Genomic DNA, 16,324 nt, shown 5'->3' with positions numbered 1-16,324 from the left:
GGCCGCGTCCGAAAGCGCCGCGCATTTCCCGGAATATTGGGGAAAGCCAGGCCCCGGCGAAGCATTACCAATGATGTGCGACAAAGTTACACACCCGCCCATCGTGCTATGGTTTTGCCCCCCAACCGATTGGCAATGCCCATGCGCTTCCCATCTCGCGCCCTGCGCCTGCCCCTGATCACCCTGCTGATCATCGCCGGCACCCTGGCTTCGGCCCTGCTGGCCATACGTCACGCCCAACGCCTGGCCATGGCCGAGGAAGCGGGTCGTGCCCATCAGCAACTGGGGCTGTACGCCAACTCCCTGCACACCTTGATCGAGCGCTACCGCAGCCTGCCCGCCGTGCTGGCGCTGGACCCGCAACTGATCGCGGCGCTCAAGAGCCCCGTCGGCGCCGCGGCCCAGGACGCATTGAACCGCAAGCTGGAACAGATCAACCAGGCCGCGCAAAGCTCCACCCTGGAGCTGCTCGACCGTGACGGCCTGGCCGTGGCCGCCAGCAACTGGCAGCTGCCCACCAGCTACGTGGGCCAGAACTACGGTTTTCGCCCCTACTTCCTGCAGACCCGCAGCCAGGGCAGCGGCCGTTTCTACGCCGTGGGCGTGACCAGCGGGGTGCCGGGCTATTTCCTCTCCAGCGCGGTGAAGGACGAGCACGGCGCCTTCCTCGGCGCCATGGTGGTGAAGCTGGAGTTTCCGGAGCTGGAGCGCGAATGGCGCCAGGGCAGCGACACCCTGCTGGTCAGCGACGCCCGCGGCATCGTGTTCATCGCCAACCAGCCGGGCTGGCGCTACCGCCAGCTCAAGGCGTTGAGCGCTGCCGACCAGGCCGAGCTGGCCAGCACTCGCCAGTACGACCGCCAGCCGCTGAGCCCCCTGGCGGTGAAGCCGTTGGCGGCCTTCGACGGCGACAGCCAGTTGGCACGAGTCGACGGCCCGGATGGCAGCGCCGATTACCTGTGGGAGTCGCTACCACTGACCAGCGAAGGCTGGACCCTGCACCTGCTGCGCAAGCCGCAGCTGGCCGCCGAGGACGCCCGCAACGCCGCCCTGGCCGCCGCTGGTGCCTGGCTGACCCTGGTGTTCCTCGGCCTGTTCCTGTACCAGCGCTGGCGCCTGGGCCTGGTGCGCCAGCGCAGCCGGGAAGAGCTGGAAGCGCTGGTGCAGGCGCGCACCCGCGAGCTGCAAACCGCCCAGGACGGCCTGGTGCAGGCCGCCAAGCTGGCGGCCCTGGGGCAGATGTCGGCGGCCCTGGCCCACGAGATCAACCAGCCGCTGACCGCCCAGCGCATGCAGCTGGCCACCCTGCGCCTGCTGCTGGACCACGGCCGCGTCGACGACGCCTACCAGGCGCTGCTGCCGCTGGAGCAGATGCTCACGCGCATGGCCGCGCTCACCGGGCACCTGAAGACCTTCGCGCGCAAGAGCCCGGCGGGCCTGCGCGAGCGCGTGGACCTGGCCGAGGTGGTGGACCAGGCGCTGCAACTGCTGGAGCCGCGCATCCGCCAGGAACGGGTCAGCACCGTGCTGCACCTGACCCGCCCGGCCTGGGTGCGCGGTGACCCGATTCGCCTGGAACAGGTGCTGATCAACCTGCTGCGCAACGCCCTCGACGCCATGAGCCAGAAGCCCCAGCGCCGCCTGGAAGTGCGTATAGACCGCGATGCCGGGCAGTGGCGCGTGTCGGTGGCCGATAGCGGTGGTGGCATCGCCCCGGAACACCTGGCCACGGTGTTCGACCCCTTCTTCACCACCAAACCGGTGGGCGACGGCCTCGGCCTGGGGCTGGCGGTGTCCTACGCCATTGCCCACGAAAGCGGCGGCCACCTGAGCGCTGCCAATCAGGGCAACGGCGCCCTGCTCACCCTGGTCATGCCTGTAGAACCGGAGGCCCCATGAACCCGACTCCGCTACGCGACGTGATGCTGGTGGACGACGAAGCCAGCATCCGCGATGCCGTGACCCAATGGCTGGGCCTGTCCGGGTTTACCGTCACCAGCCATGACCGCGCCGAAGCCTGCCTGGCGGCGCTGGCCGCGGACTTTCCCGGGGTGGTCATCAGCGACGTACGCATGCCGGGCATGGACGGCCTGCAACTGCTGGAACAGCTGCAGGCCCGCGACCCGCAGCTGCCGCTGATCCTGCTCACCGGCCACGGCGACGTGCCCATGGCGGTGCAGGCGCTGCAAGGCGGCGCCTATGACTTCCTGGAAAAACCCTTCAGCCCCGACACGCTGCTGAGCAGCCTGCGCCGCGCCCTCGACAAGCGTGCACTGGTGCTTGAAAACCGCCGCCTGCAAGCCCGCGCCAGCCATCAAGACCGCCTGCAGGCCGACCTGCTGGGGCATTCGCCGGGCATGCAGCAGCTGCGCCGGCAAATCCTCGACCTGGCCAGCCTGCCGGTGAACGTGCTGATTCGCGGCGAGACGGGCAGCGGCAAGGAGCGCGTGGCTCGTTGCCTGCATGAGTGCGGGCCACGGGCGGCGAAACCCTTCGTGGCGCTCAATTGCGCGGCAATCCCCGAGGCGCTGTTCGAGGCCGAGCTGTTCGGCCATGAAAGCGGCGCCTTCACCGGCGCCCAGGGCAAGCGCATCGGCAAGCTGGAGCATGCCCATGGCGGCACACTGTTCCTCGACGAAATCGAAAGCCTGCCGCTGGCCCAGCAGGCCAAGCTGCTGCGGGTGATCCAGGAGCAGACGGTTGAGCGCCTGGGCTCCAACCAGAGCATCGCCATCGACGTGCGCATTGTCGCCGCCACCAAGCCGGACCTGCTGCAGGAGGCGCGCGCCGGGCGCTTCCGCGAAGACCTGGCCTACCGCCTGAACGTGGCCGAACTGCGCCTGGCACCGCTGCGCGACCGGCGCGAGGACATTCCCCTGCTGTTCGAGCATTTCGCCGCCCACAGCGCGGCCCGGGCTGGCCGCGAGCTGCCCCGCCTGAGTGCCCCACGCCTGGCGCAACTGCTCAGCCACGACTGGCCGGGCAACGTGCGCGAACTGGCCAATGCCGCCGAGCGCCATGCCCTGGGCCTTGAAGCGCCTGAAGCGACGCCAGCCGCCAGCCCCGGCACGTCGCTCGCCGCCCAGCAGGAAGCCTTCGAGGCCCAGTGCCTGCGCGCGGCCCTTAGCCGCCATCACGGCGATATCAAGGCGGTGCTGGCCGAACTGCAACTGCCGCGCCGCACCCTCAACGAGAAGATGCAGCGCCACGGCCTGCAACGCGAAGACTTCCTCGCCTGACAAAACCATGCGCCGCCTGCATCGCGACTAAAGTCGGCTCCTACGCTGCCCGTGGTAGGAGCCGACTTTAGTCGCGATGCAGGCGACGCGGTGTTCGGATCAGCGGAAATCCGCTTATAGGCGGGTGGTCAATCGGCGGAATTTTGCTTAAGACGCACGCTCAACCCCTCTAGACCAAGCCTCTGCAACCTGGCACGCCCCCTGCTATGTCCCTTCCCAAGGCACGCTGTTCGCTGCCATACAACAACAACGAGAAGGAACCAGCATGGAAATCTCCCCCAGCCTGCCCGCAGGCGCGCAGGCCGCCCCGAAAACCACCTCCAGCCGGCTGAAGTCGATCTTCAGCGGCTCGGTGGGCAATATGGTCGAGTGGTACGACTGGTACGTGTACGCCGCGTTTTCCCTGTACTTCGCCCAGGTGTTCTTCCCCAAGAACGACCTCACCGCGCAACTGCTCAACACCGCCGCGATCTTCGCCGTGGGCTTCCTGATGCGCCCCATCGGCGGCTGGCTGATGGGCCTGTACGCCGACCGCAAGGGCCGCAAGGCGGCGCTGATGGCCTCGGTGCTGTTGATGTGCTTCGGCTCGCTGATCATTGCCCTCACCCCCGGCTACGAAACCATCGGCGTCGGCGCGCCGATATTGCTGGTGTTCGCACGCCTGTTGCAGGGCCTGTCGGTGGGCGGCGAGTACGGCACCTCCGCCACCTACCTCAGCGAGATGGCCACCAAGGAGCGCCGCGGGTTCTTCTCCAGCTTCCAGTACGTGACCCTGATCTCGGGCCAGCTCATCGCCCTGGCCGTGCTGATCGTGCTGCAACAGACCCTCACCGAGGAGCAACTGCTGGCCTGGGGCTGGCGCGTGCCTTTCGTGATCGGCGCGCTGTGCGCGGTAGTCGCCCTGTGGCTGCGCCGGGGCATGGAAGAAACCGCCTCGTTCAGCCAGAAGAAGGAAGCGCCCAAGGAAAGCCTGATGCGCACGCTGATGCGTCATCCCAAGGAACTGCTGACCGTGGTCGGCCTGACCATGGGCGGCACCCTGGCGTTCTACACCTACACCACGTACATGCAGAAGTACCTGGTGAACACCGTGGGCATGAGCAAGACCGACTCGACGATGATCTCGGCCGCCACGCTGTTCCTGTTCATGTGCCTGCAACCGGTGATCGGCGCGCTGTCGGACAAGATCGGCCGCCGGCCCATCCTGATCGCCTTCGGTGTGCTGGGCACCCTGTGCACCGTGCCGATCCTCACCACCCTGCACGCCATTGAAACCTGGTGGGGCGCGTTCTTCCTGATCATGGCGGCGCTGATCATCGTCAGCGGCTACACCTCGATCAACGCGGTGGTGAAGGCCGAGCTGTTCCCCACCGAAATTCGCGCGCTGGGCGTGGGCCTGCCCTATGCGCTGACGGTCTCGATATTCGGCGGCACCGCCGAGTTCATCGCCCTGTGGTTCAAGAGCATCGGCATGGAAAGCGGCTACTACTGGTATGTGACGGCGTGCATCGCCTGTTCGCTGCTGGTGTACGTGTTCATGAAGGACACCCGCACCCATTCGCGCATCGAAACCGATTGACCTGTAGCCGCTGCCGCCAGGCTGCTCTGGCCCTGTGCCTCGCTGTAGATTCTCAGTGAACCGCAGGGCCAGCGCAGCCTGCGGCAGCGGCTACGGTTGCGTGGCGCGTCCTGTCGGCGGCACACTGACATCTTTGCCCACCAGGATCGTGCAATGCCCGACGATATCCACTACTACGAACCTTCCCAGGGCCACGGCCTGCCCCACGATCCGTTCAACGCCATCGTCGGGCCGCGGCCCATCGGCTGGATCTCGTCCCACGACGAGCAGGGGCGCCTGAACCTGGCGCCCTACAGCTTCTTCAACGCCTTCAACTACATCCCGCCGATCATCGGGTTCTCCAGCGTGGGCCGCAAGGACAGCCTCAACAACATCGAGAAGACCGGCGAGTTCGCCTGGAACCTGGCCACCCGGCCGCTGGCCGAGCAGATGAACCAGAGCTGCGCGGCGGTGGCGCCAGAAGTCGACGAGTTCAGCCTGAGCGGCCTGACGCCAGTGGCGTCGAAGGTGATCGCGGTGCCGCGGGTGCAGGAAAGCCCGGTATCGTTCGAGTGCAAGGTCACGCAGATCATCCAGCTGCAACGGGCCGACAAGCAGGTGGTGCCCAGCTGGCTGATCCTGGGTGAAGTGGTGGCCGTGCACATCGCCAAATGGCTGCTCAAGGACGGTATCTACGACACCGCCGCCGCCCAGCCGATCCTGCGTGGCGGCGGCCCCGCCGACTACTTCCAGCTGGGCCCCGAGGCCCTGTTCAAGATGTACCGGCCGCAGTAGGCCGTTACCAGACCAGCTCGCCGTCGGTGTCCACGTCGGCGAGTTTTTCCAGCTCGTCGCAGGCAGCCTGGTCAGCGGTCATGGCGGTAGCGAAGGTGCTGCCTGGCAAGATCTTGTGGAAGCGCGGCGCGCCACCGGCGCCCAGCGCCTTCACGGCAATGGCTGCGCTATAGCCACCCTCGCCCGGAACCACGGCCGAAACGGCCTCGAAGTGTTGAAACTCTTTGCGTGCCATTCTCAGTGCCCCGGCGTTTTATCGAAGCCGGGCATTCTAGGTCCTGTATGAAATGTATTCCAGCGAAGGCCAGGCAAGGCGAAAACAGGCGAGGAAGCGGAGTTTACGAGTTGTAAATGAGCATTCCGAGCCTGTTTTCAACGCAGCATGGCCGAGCTGGGATGCATTTCATACAGGGCCTGGCGCTTCAGCTGGCGAGTTTGTGCACTGCACAGGTGCTGCGGCTGTCGACGTCGCTGAAGGTATGGAAGTCCAGGCTGGTGACCAGCATGTCGTTCACCAGCGCATCGAACACCTGCATCACCGGCGAATCGAACCAGATGGCCATGGCCTGCTGGCTGGCCCAGAAACCGCTGATCAGCCACAGGTCTTCGTCGCACTGGGAGTGCTGCAGGGCAAAGTGCAGGCAGCCCGGGGTGTGGCGCGAGGGCGCCAGCAAGCGTTCCAGCCGCTGGCCCAGTTCGGCGGAACGCCCGGCGCGGGCCCGAATGAAAGCGCAATGGCTGACGGGGGTGGGTAATGACATGGGACGTTTCTCCGTAGTCGGCTGATACTGGTGGTACGGCAACAGAGATTAAGCGCTGCCGCCAGCCAGCGTTAGTCGATTCCTGCTCCAGCCTTGCCTGATCCTGCCGGGGTGCAACAACACCCAGGCAGCCGCCCGCTGCAACCGGACCAATGGCCGCCAGCAGCCAGGCCCATGGCCGCTGGCCCGTTCGGCAACATCGGCAGGATCAGGCAAGCATGGCGCAGGATTGGACTGGCCCCGGCGCTTGCACAAAACTATCCTCGACGCATTCGCCTACCGAGGCTTCGCCATGACCGATTTCGAGCGTCTCCACGCGCAGCTGGACCCTTTCATGGAAAGCCAGCGCGCCACCCTCGCCGACCTGATCGACCGCCACATCGCCGGCAACGGCAGCTTTGAATCCGCCATACCGGCGCTGTTCCTCAGCCGTTCGGAGCAGTGCAGCCAGTCGTTCCCGCAACTGATGCGCCCGGCCCTGTGCATCCTGGCCAATGGCAGCAAGCGCGTGCGCCTGGGCGATGAGGACTACCTGTATGACCCGCTGAATTACATGGTGGTGTCGGTGGCCATGCCGGTCAGCGGCGCGATCCTGGAAGCGTCGCCACAGAGCCCGTGCCTGTCGTTGCGGCTGGACATCGACCCCGGCGAAATCAACGCGCTGATTGCCGCCGCCGGCCCCACCGGCGTGCCGGCGCGGCCCACCGAGCGCGGCCTGTACGTGGAACAACTGGATGCGCCCCTGCTCGACGCCGTGGTCCGCCTGGTGCGACTGCTGGATACGCCGCGGGACATCGCCATGCTGGCGCCGCTGGTGCGTCGGGAAATTCTTTATCGCCTGCTGCGCAGCCCCCAGGGCCACCGGCTGTACGAGATTGCCGTGAGCAACAGCCAGATGCACCGGGTGACCCAGGCCATCGACTGGCTGAACAGCCATTTCGATCACCCGCTGCGCATGGAAGACCTGGCCCGCGAGGTGAACCTGAGCGTGTCCACCCTGCACCACCGCTTCAAGGCCATGACCTCCATGAGCCCGCTGCAGTACCAGAAACTGCTGCGCCTGCAGGAGGCCCGCCGGCTGATGCTCACCGACGGCCTCGACGCCTGCGCCGCCGGCTACCGCGTGGGCTACGAAAGCGCCTCGCAGTTCAGCCGCGAGTACAGCCGGCTGTTCGGCGCCCCGCCGGCGCGCGACCTGCAGCGCCTGCGCATGACGGTGTGAGCCGGGCCAGCTGGATCACATGGCGCGCACCACGTGCTTGATCTCCTGGAACGCCTGCAAGCCCCACGGCCCCAGCTCGCGGCCCAGGCTGCTCTGCTTGTAGCCGCCCCAGGCGGTCTGCGGGAAGATCACCTGCGGCGCGTTGACCCACACCAACCCGGCCTGCAGGGCGTTGGCCACCTGCTCGGCACGCGCCACGTCAGCGCTGACCACACTGGCCACCAGGCCGAAGTCGCTGTCGTTGGCCAGGGCAATGGCTTCGGCCTCGCTGTCGAACGCCCGCACGCACAGCACCGGGCCGAAGATTTCCTCGGTCCACAGGGCGCTGTCCAGCGGCACGTCGGTGAACACCGTGGGTGCCACGAAAAACCCGGTTGGCAGGTTGCCCGGCCGCGAGCCACCGGTAACCAGCGTGGCCCCCGCTTCGATGCCGGCCTCGATATGACCCAACACCCGCTGGTACTGCACGCGGTTCACCAGCGCGCCCATCTCGGTGCCCGGCTCGAAGGGGTCGCCCTGGACGATGGCTTCGGCGCGGGCCTGCAGGCGCTGCACGAACTCGGCGTACAGAGGCCGCGCTACCAACACGCGGCTGGTGGCCGAGCACATCTGCCCGGCGTTGAAATAGCCGCCACCGCTGGCCAGCTCCACGGCCAGTTGCAGGTCGGCGTCTTCCAGCACCAGCAAGGCTGACTTGCCGCCCAGTTCCAGGCTGACGCCCTTCACGGTCTCGGCGGCGCGTTGCATCACCTGCACGCCCACGGCGTTGCTGCCGGTGAAGGAGATCTTGGCGATACGCCGATGGGCCGCCATGGGCGCACCCACCGCCAGGCCGGTGCCGCACACCAGGTTGAACACCCCCTGGGGCAGGCCGCAAGCGGCGATGATGCGCGCCAGTTCCAGTTCGGCCAGCGGCGTGACCTCCGAGGGTTTCAGCACCACGCAGCAACCGGCGGCCAGGGCCGGCGCCAGCTTCCACGCAGTGGTGACCATGGGGAAGTTCCACGGCACGATCAGCCCGACCACGCCGCACGGCTCGCGGCGCACGCGGGCGCTGAATTCGTCGGTGGGCAGCGGCACGGGGCTGTCCAGCCGCGCGTCGAGGCCGTCGGCCAGTTCGGCGTAGTAGGTGAAGGTGGCGATCACGTCGTCCACGTCGATGCCAGCCTCGAACAGCGGCTTGCCGTTGTTGCAGGCTTGCAATTGCACCAGGCGTTCGCGCTGGGCGGTCACCCCGGCAGCGATGGCGCGCAGGTAGCCGGCGCGCTCGCTGCCCGAGGTCGTGGACCATTGGCGGAAGGCGCGGTGGGCGGCGGCCACCGCCAGGTCGACCGCGCCTTCATCGGCGCCGTCCACCTGGGCCAGTACGGCTTCGGTAGCCGGGTTGATGACGCTCAGGGCCTGGGGCCCGTGGCTCCACTGGCCGTCGATGTACAGGCCGGCCAGGTTCTGCGGGAAAGTCAGCATGGGTGGAATTCGCTCATCCAGGTAGTTTGGTCAATTTCGATCAGGGTCGGCACGTTGCGCTCCACGGCGCCATGCAGCGCCTCGCGCAGGGCCTGCACATTGCTGGCGGCCTGGGCGTGGCAGCCCATGGCGCGGGCGATGGCGATGAAGTCGGGGGTATGGATATCGACGCCCACCGGCTCGATGGCGCGGTTGACCATGTACTTCTTGATCTCCTCATAACCCTGGTTATTCCACAGCAGCACGATCACCGGGATGCGCGCTTCCACGGCGCTGGCCAGCTCCGGCAGGGTGAACTGCACGCCGCCGTCGCCGATCAGGCACACCACCGGCGGCCGCAGCTCGCGCTTGCCCGCGCCGCCCAGCCAGGCGCCCATGGCCGCCGGCAAGGCATAACCCAGGGTGCCGTAGCCGGTGGAGGCGTTGAACCAGCGGCGTGGGTGGTCCATGTCCAGGGTCAGGTTGCCGGTGTACACCGGCTGGGTGGAATCGCCGACCAGCACCGCATCGGGCAACACCTCCAGCAGGGTGTCGAGCATCAACGTCTGGGCGCGGGTAGGCGCGTCCCATTCCGCGGCCAGGGTGGCACGCAGCTGGCTGGCGCGGGCGGCGCCCCACTGCGGCTCGCGCGGTGGCAGGAAGCCAACGTCCAAGGCGGCCAGCAAGGCTTGGGCGGCGCTGCTGGCGTCGGCGACCAGGGCCACCTTGGGCAGGAAGTTGCGCACGGTCTGGTCGGGGTCGATGTCCACCCGCAGCAGGGTGCCGGGAATGCGGAAGGCGCCCTTGAAGGTGATGTCGTAGTCGGTCTCCGCCAGTTCGGTGCCGATGGCCAGCACCACGTCGGCCTCGTCGATCAGCGCACGGGTGGCGGGCAGCGACTGGGTGGAGCCGATCTGCAGCGGGTGCGCGGCGGGCAGCAGGCCCTTGGCGTTGATGGTCAGCGCCACGGGCGCCTGCAGGCGTTCGGCCAGCAATGTCAGCGCTGGCGCGGCATCGATGGCACCACCGCCGGCCAGAATCAATGGCCGCCGGGCCTGGCGCAGCCACTGCGCCATCTGGGCCACGGCTTGGGGCGCGGCACCGGCGCGCTGCACCCGCACCGGCTCGCTGGCCAGCAAGGCGTCGGCGTCTTCCACCAGCACATCCAAGGGGATTTCGATATGCACGGGGCGCGGCCGGGCGCCGTCGAACACGGCGAAGGCGCGCGCCAGCACGGCCGGTAGGTCGGCGGCCGCCATCAGCGTGTGCGAGAACGCGCAGACCCCGGCCACCAACGCGCTCTGGTTCGGCAGTTCGTGCAGCTTGCCGCGGCCGCCACCCAGCTGCCCGCGGGCCTGCACGCTGGAAATCACCAGCATGGGAATGGAGTCGGCATAGGCCTGGCCCATGGCCGTGGTGATATTGGTCATCCCCGGCCCGGTGATGATAAAGCACACGCCCGGCTTGCCGCGGGTGCGGGCGTAGCCGTCGGCCATGAAACCGGCGCCCTGCTCGTGGCGTGGCGTGACGTGCTCGATGGGCGAGCGCGCCAGCCCGCGGTACAGCTCCACGGTATGCACGCCCGGAATACCGAAGACCTGTTCCACGCCATAGCCTTCGAGGAGTTTGACCAACACTTCGCCGCACGTCGCCATTGTTTCACCGCCTGTTGATTGTTCTGCAAACAGGCGGCATTTCAGCGGTTGGCGGCTGGTATGCACAAGGCAAATATAGTCATACTAGCCATGTCCCCAGATCATGGCTGAAGCTGATGAAACGCCTGCCCCCGTTGCCCGCGCTGCACACCTTCCTGGTCACCGCCCAATGCTGCAACTTCACCCGCGCCGCCCAGCAGTTGCACATCACCCAGGGCGCGGTCAGCCGGCAGATTGCCGGGCTGGAAAGCCACCTGGGCTACCCGCTGTTCATGCGCCAGGCGCGCGGGTTAAGCCTGACCCAGCAGGGCCGCGAGCTGTTCCCGCGGATCCAGCAGGTGTTCGGCCTGATCGAGGAAGCTGTGCAGGCTGCCAGCGGCCAGCGCCAGGCCCTGCAACTCAAGGCGCCCACCTGCGTGATGCGCTGGCTGTGGCCACGGCTGATGCGCTGGCAGGCCGAACGCCCGGACATTCCCGTGGAGCTGACCACTACGGTGCAACATGGCGTGGATTTCCGCCACGAGAGCTTCGAGGCGGCCATCATCTACGGCCCGGAACCGGCGGCCGGGCAAAAACCGCGGCACCTGTTCGACGAACAGCTGACGCCCGTGTGCGCCCCCGCGCTGCTGGCCGGCCCGCTGCCGCTCAGCCAGCCCGAGGACCTGGCGCAGCACATGCTGCTGCACCCTACGCGTGACGAAGAAGACTGGGAGACCTGGCTGGCGGGTGCCGGCGTGAGCCTGCCCAACCTCAGCCAGGGCCAGCATTTCGAGACCCTGGACCTGGCGATGTCGGTGGCCACCCAGGGCACCGGCGTGGCCATCGGCGACTGGTCGCTGATTGCCGAGGACCTGGCCCAGCAGCGGCTGGCCATGCCCTTCGAGCTGAAAGTGCGCACCGGCTTGGCCTACTACCTGGTGCAGCCGCCGCGCAGCACCGCCAGCGAAGGCACGCTGGCGTTCATCGACTGGCTGGCGCGCCAGGCAAGCCTGCGCTGAGGCCCCCGCCTCCCCGTACCCCCGCGTTCTTTCAGGCTTACCGCGGCGGCCCCGGACGCCGCCTGCGGCAGCTGCTACGCGAAATCCTGTGCACACCGCACCTGTAGCAGCGGCCGCAGGCCGCGTCCCGGGCAACGCGATCTTTCACGCTTACCGCAGCGGGGCCGGACGCCGCCTGCGGCAGCTGCTACGGGCAAAAAAAAGGGCGAACCCGGTTGGGTTCGCCCTTGGTTGTCACGATGCCGCTTCTGCCCAATCACTGCCCGACGACCGCTCGGGCCAGCCACTGACCATTTCCAACTGTGCATGCACCACCGTCGCCGGTGGGCTGGCGAGGTCGGCCAGGCGCTGCAGCACCGCATCGATCACCACGCGGCTGGCGTCATGGTGGAATTGCCAGACGCCGTAGATGCGCCCGCTGAACGACGGTTCACTGCCCAGCAGCGGGTCGACACCCAGCCCCGAGCCCAGCCCGAACAGGTGCAGCCCGTGCAGCCGCCGCCCACCCTGGTCGCACGGGCAGCCGCTGGGGTCAGAGTCCAGGCCCCCGGTCACCTGGCGCAGCTCGATGGCGGTGCCATCCATGCGCCGCAGCTGTGGCAGCAGCGGTTGGTAACCGGTGCATTGCATCACCACCGCAGCAGTGCGCAGCACTTCACTGGCTGCGCGCATCTGTTCCACGTCACTGCCGTCGGTCTGCAGCAGCCGGGCACGCACCGAAGTGCCACCTACCACGCCGCGCTCCAGCACTTCCCGGCCCACGGCCAGGGCCCGGTAGCGCAGGCCACCGGAACGGTTGACCCGGCCGGAAATCGGGCACACGTCCGCGACCGGATCAAACGCGTAGCCGTTGGCCCGCGCTTGCTCGACGCTCTCGTAGAACAGCCGGATGGACGAGCGATGGATCAGGTTCACCTGCGCAAGGCCCAGCGGTTCCAGTGCCACGGCGATGTTTTCCAGCATCGAGAAGGCGCTGTGGGAGCCACCGATCACGCTGAAACTACCGCCCTGGGCCACCGTCGTGGCAAAGGTGGCGCGCAGCGCCCGGGGCGTCAGCCGCAACAGGCTGTCGGCGCTGTGGATCGCCCTGGCCGGCGGCAACGCCAGGCCTTGGGCCGCAAGGCCGTTGAGCAGATTGTGCGGATCCTGGCGCCCGCCCAGGTTGAGCACCAGCGCGTGGCTGCGGATGCACTGTTTCTGGCCGCGGTGTTCCACCCAGATGTGATACTCATCACGGTCGTGGAACACCTCGGTGATCAGTGTCTCGCTCCACAATTGCACGCTGTAGCGCGCCACGATGTGATCGAGCACCAGCTGCGAGGCTTCCAGCAGCAGTTCACCCACCTGCGACAGCAGCGGTGCCTCCTGGGCCTGGTCGCGGATACGCCAGTACGCCGGCGAGGCCTGCAGCGGCGCGAACACTTCAGCCATCGCCGGGTCGCGCAGGCAGTCCAGGAACACGTCACCCACCGAGTTGGCGGTGATTTGATATTCCCCCAGGCGCCCAATGCCAGGCGTGGCGCTGGCATCGACGATAATCAACCCATATTGCGCCAGTTCAGCAATGGTTCCAGTGCGCACGGCATTGAATAGCAGCCCCATGCCCGCAGGCCCGGCGCCACCCACTACGCAGCCGGTGGAAGTTTCCAGGTATTTTCCATACATGATGTGACCCCTTTGCATGGGACGGCGCCAGGCGCGCGCATGCTTCCGTTGAGGGAGCTTATTGTTGATAAAAAGCGGACGAACGCCGGCCACCCGTCAAAGTGCTGACGGCAAAGGGCGTGTCCAAAGGTATGAGAAGTTGCAGCGATCGAGCCCTGGCGCGCGGGTCAAAGCTACCGCACAGAAACGCTCTGGGATCAGTTGGGACGCGGGTTTCGAGAAACAATGCACTACTGGATGGCTACCAGAGAAGGCCCATAGCCATGAGTCGATAGTTCCAGAGTTGGACCACACGTGTCAATTTAAAGTAACACATTCACAGATGAGTTATTGGATCATATAACTGTTTGTTTTGTGGTCGATTTTAATTTACAAGATTCTTTTTAGAAGTAAAAAGATGGTTCCTGATAGCAAATTAGTCCGTATCAGCCTTTACACGTAAACGTACTTTGTGTAGACGCCGGGCACCGCCTTGAACCTTGATCTAGACTGATTGATGCATACCCCCTCCCTTCATGGCAAAGGTGAGTGCAATGATCATTACAACAAGAAACTACCTGATGACTCTGCTGATCATCCTCGCCGCCGCGCTCTACGCCACGGCAGCCTGGCGAGTGGAAGAGGCGCGCAACGTCCCGCGCATCGAGCTCAGTTGCAGCGACACCATGTGCCTGCCCCACTCGGGCAACTTCAACGCGATGCGCTGAGTTCGGCCGGCAGGCTGCCCGCCAGGCGAAACGCCCTCGGCGACACGCCCGCCAGGCGGCGGAAGAAGCGTGAGAAATACGCCGGGTCGGCGAAGCCCAGGCTGTCCGACACCTGGCTGACCGTCATGCTGGTGTAGATCAGGTTGCGCTTGGCTTCCAGCAACAGCCGCTGGTGAATGATCTGTAGCGCCGATTGCCCGGCCAGTTCCCGGCACACGTTGTTGAGGTGGGCCACTGACAGCCCGGCGGCATGGGCCAGCGCCTCGACGCTGGGCTGCTGGCGAAACCGCGTTTCCACCAGCCGCGTGAAACCGTTGAAATACTCCCGCCCCCGCTCCACCGTCTGCCCGGCGCGGCTGCGCTGGATCATCTGGCGGCTGACCCACACCACAATCATGTTGATCAACGAGTGCAGGGCCAAATCCCGGCCTGGATGGTCCTCGGCGTACTCGCGCTGCACGGCCGACACCAGGGTGTTGAGGTAGTCGCGGTCCGCGCCGGCGGCGAAGGTGGCCGGCGCCATCAGCACCTCGCCCGCGGCGCCCAGCAAGGTTTTCAGCTCACTGACCAGCGGTGCGGCGAGGGTGATGACGTGGCCGTCGATGTCCTCGGAAAAGCGAAAGCCGTGGACGAACAGTGGCGGCACCACCTGCAGGGTCGACTCGGCAATCAGCCGGCGCTGGCCCTCCACCTCGATCTCGGCCTGGCCGGCGTGTACGTACAGCAGCTGGCACAGGTCGGCGTGGCGGTGCGGCTGGATTTCCCAGTGGTACAGGCGGCTGCGCTTGGGGATGGTCTCGCAGTGCAGCAGGTCGGGGGTCAGCCAGTCCTGGCCCTCGCCGTAGAGCTTGAACACCGGAATGGGTGGCGCGGCAGGCCGTGACATCGTGACGCACTCCAGGACGCGAATTTCACTCGATAATCGCACCGATTAGCGAAAAGTACAAAATAACGCGCGGTTTTCACCTTCCTGACCCGGCGTTTGAAGCGAAAAATGCAGGCACTCCAATCATAAAAACACTTCGCAAGCCGCCCTCGGGCCCTGCGAACCTTGCCTGGGATGATAACAATGAAGACTCAAGTCGCCATTATCGGCGCCGGTCCCTCCGGCCTCCTGCTCGGCCAATTGCTGCACAAGGCCGGCATCGACAACGTGATTGTCGAACGCCAATCCCCCGACTACGTGCTCAGCCGCATCCGCGCCGGCGTGCTGGAACAAGGCATGGTCGACCTGCTGCGCAAGGCCGGTGTCAGCGCCCGCATGGACGCCGAAGGCCTGGTGCACACCGGCTTCGAACTGGCGTTCAATGGCCGCCGCGCGCACATCGACCTCAAGACCCTGACCGGCGGCAAGACCGTGATGATCTACGGCCAGACCGAAGTCACCCGCGACCTGATGGCTGCCCGCCAGGCCTGCGGCGCGCAGACCGTCTACGATGCCAGCAACGTACGCCCCCACGACATGAAGGGCGAGGCGCCGTACCTCACTTACGAGAAAGACGGCCAGGTGCACCGCCTGGACTGCGACTACATCGCCGGCTGCGACGGCTTCCACGGCGTGGCGCGGCAAGCCATCCCGGCCGACTCGATCAAGACCTTCGAACGCGTCTACCCGTTCGGCTGGCTGGGCATCCTCGCCGACACGCCGCCAGTCAACGAAGAGCTGGTGTACGCCAACCACGAACGCGGCTTCGCCCTGTGCAGCATGCGCTCGGAAACCCGCACCCGTTACTATGTGCAGGTGAGCGCCGAGGAGAAGGTCGAGGACTGGTCCGACGAGCGCTTCTGGAACGAACTCAAGGCCCGCCTGCCTGCGGACCTCGCCGAGCGCCTGGTGACTGGCCCGTCCATCGAGAAGAGCATCGCGCCGCTGCGCAGCTTCGTGGTGGAGCCCATGCAGTACGGGCGCATGTTCCTGGTCGGCGACGCCGCGCACATCGTCCCGCCCACCGGCGCCAAGGGCCTGAACCTGGCGGCCAGCGACGTCAGCACGCTGTTCGACATCCTGTGCAAGGTCTACGGCGAAGGCCGCACCGACCTGCTGGCCAAGTACTCGGAAGTCTGCCTGCGCCGGGTATGGAAGGCCGAGCGCTTCAGCTGGTGGATGACCTCGGTGCTGCACAAATTCCCCGACACCGACGACTTCAGCCAGCGCATCCAGCAGACCGAACTGGACTACTACGTAGGCTCCGAGGCCGGGCGCAAGACCATCGCCGAGAACTACGTTGGTTTGCCCTATGAAACAATCGAATAGAACACATAGCTAGCTATCTAGTAG

At 66.4% G+C, this 16,324-nt stretch carries 14 protein-coding genes; 8 read left to right on the top strand and 6 right to left on the bottom strand.

Annotated elements, in window-relative coordinates:
• The first annotated feature begins 135 nt into the window (after positions 1 to 135).
• The 4 genes from ACWKWX_RS02070 (at position 136) to ACWKWX_RS02055 (ending at position 5,592) form a co-directional block, all read left to right on the top strand.
• Complete coding sequence (locus ACWKWX_RS02070; RefSeq protein ID WP_483826894.1) at positions 136 to 1,899, top strand: ATP-binding protein; 1,764 nt, start codon at positions 136 to 138, stop codon at positions 1,897 to 1,899.
• The gene (locus tag ACWKWX_RS02065; RefSeq protein WP_483826893.1) at positions 1,896 to 3,239 is read left to right on the top strand and encodes a sigma-54-dependent transcriptional regulator; all 1,344 of its coding nucleotides are present in this window, start codon (positions 1,896 to 1,898) and stop codon (positions 3,237 to 3,239) included. The genes ACWKWX_RS02070 and ACWKWX_RS02065 overlap by 4 nt, the downstream gene beginning before the upstream one ends.
• Positions 3,240 to 3,504: 265 nt before the next feature.
• Positions 3,505 to 4,818 (top strand): MFS transporter, encoded by a 1,314-nt coding sequence (locus ACWKWX_RS02060; RefSeq protein ID WP_483826892.1) that lies wholly within the window; start codon positions 3,505 to 3,507, stop codon positions 4,816 to 4,818.
• A gap of 153 nt (positions 4,819 to 4,971) precedes the next feature.
• Positions 4,972 to 5,592: a flavin reductase family protein gene (locus ACWKWX_RS02055; protein ID WP_416426677.1), complete on the top strand. Its 621-nt coding sequence runs from the start codon at positions 4,972 to 4,974 to the stop codon at positions 5,590 to 5,592.
• A gap of 4 nt (positions 5,593 to 5,596) precedes the next feature.
• On the opposite strand, the gene ACWKWX_RS02050 is transcribed toward ACWKWX_RS02055, so the two are convergent.
• On the bottom strand, positions 5,597 to 5,827 hold the full coding sequence (locus ACWKWX_RS02050) for a hypothetical protein (protein ID WP_416426679.1): 231 nt from the start codon (positions 5,825 to 5,827) through the stop codon (positions 5,597 to 5,599).
• A gap of 187 nt (positions 5,828 to 6,014) precedes the next feature.
• Complete coding sequence (locus ACWKWX_RS02045; protein WP_416426680.1) at positions 6,015 to 6,353, bottom strand: antibiotic biosynthesis monooxygenase family protein; 339 nt, start codon at positions 6,351 to 6,353, stop codon at positions 6,015 to 6,017.
• A 292-nt stretch (positions 6,354 to 6,645) separates the two neighbouring features.
• Between ACWKWX_RS02045 and ACWKWX_RS02040 the strand changes: the two genes are divergently transcribed.
• A complete protein-coding gene (locus ACWKWX_RS02040) occupies positions 6,646 to 7,575 on the top strand; it encodes an AraC family transcriptional regulator (protein WP_416426682.1) in 930 nt (309 codons plus the stop codon).
• 15 nt (positions 7,576 to 7,590) lie between these two features.
• Here ACWKWX_RS02040 and ACWKWX_RS02035 read toward each other — a convergent pair whose 3' ends face one another.
• Positions 7,591 to 9,042 carry an aldehyde dehydrogenase family protein gene (locus ACWKWX_RS02035; RefSeq protein ID WP_483826891.1) on the bottom strand — a complete coding sequence of 484 codons (1,452 nt, stop codon included), beginning with the start codon at positions 9,040 to 9,042 and terminating at the stop codon, positions 7,591 to 7,593.
• Entirely contained in the window at positions 9,036 to 10,676 is a 1,641-nt protein-coding gene (locus tag ACWKWX_RS02030; protein ID WP_473004375.1) for a 5-guanidino-2-oxopentanoate decarboxylase, read from the bottom strand. The genes ACWKWX_RS02035 and ACWKWX_RS02030 overlap by 7 nt, the downstream gene beginning before the upstream one ends.
• A 116-nt stretch (positions 10,677 to 10,792) precedes the next feature.
• On the opposite strand from ACWKWX_RS02030, the gene ACWKWX_RS02025 reads away from it, so the two are divergent.
• Positions 10,793 to 11,674: a LysR substrate-binding domain-containing protein gene (locus ACWKWX_RS02025; protein WP_473004376.1), complete on the top strand. Its 882-nt coding sequence runs from the start codon at positions 10,793 to 10,795 to the stop codon at positions 11,672 to 11,674.
• A gap of 234 nt (positions 11,675 to 11,908) precedes the next feature.
• On the opposite strand, the gene ACWKWX_RS02020 is transcribed toward ACWKWX_RS02025, so the two are convergent.
• A complete protein-coding gene (locus tag ACWKWX_RS02020) occupies positions 11,909 to 13,339 on the bottom strand; it encodes a pyridine nucleotide-disulfide oxidoreductase (RefSeq protein ID WP_483826890.1) in 1,431 nt (476 codons plus the stop codon).
• A 533-nt stretch (positions 13,340 to 13,872) separates the two neighbouring features.
• Between ACWKWX_RS02020 and ACWKWX_RS02015 the strand changes: the two genes are divergently transcribed.
• The gene (locus ACWKWX_RS02015; protein ID WP_473004378.1) at positions 13,873 to 14,046 is read left to right on the top strand and encodes a hypothetical protein; all 174 of its coding nucleotides are present in this window, start codon (positions 13,873 to 13,875) and stop codon (positions 14,044 to 14,046) included.
• On the opposite strand, the gene ACWKWX_RS02010 is transcribed toward ACWKWX_RS02015, so the two are convergent.
• On the bottom strand, positions 14,030 to 14,932 hold the full coding sequence (locus tag ACWKWX_RS02010) for a helix-turn-helix domain-containing protein (RefSeq protein ID WP_416426693.1): 903 nt from the start codon (positions 14,930 to 14,932) through the stop codon (positions 14,030 to 14,032). The two genes, ACWKWX_RS02015 and ACWKWX_RS02010, sit on opposite strands and share 17 nt — an antisense overlap.
• Before the next feature lie 183 nt (positions 14,933 to 15,115).
• Between ACWKWX_RS02010 and pobA the strand changes: the two genes are divergently transcribed.
• Complete coding sequence (gene pobA / locus ACWKWX_RS02005; protein ID WP_483826889.1) at positions 15,116 to 16,300, top strand: 4-hydroxybenzoate 3-monooxygenase; 1,185 nt, start codon at positions 15,116 to 15,118, stop codon at positions 16,298 to 16,300.
• Positions 16,301 to 16,324 lie beyond the last annotated feature (24 nt).

It is taken from the genome of Pseudomonas imperatae, assembly GCF_057128625.1.
This window is presented reverse-complemented; position numbering and strand designations above follow the sequence as displayed.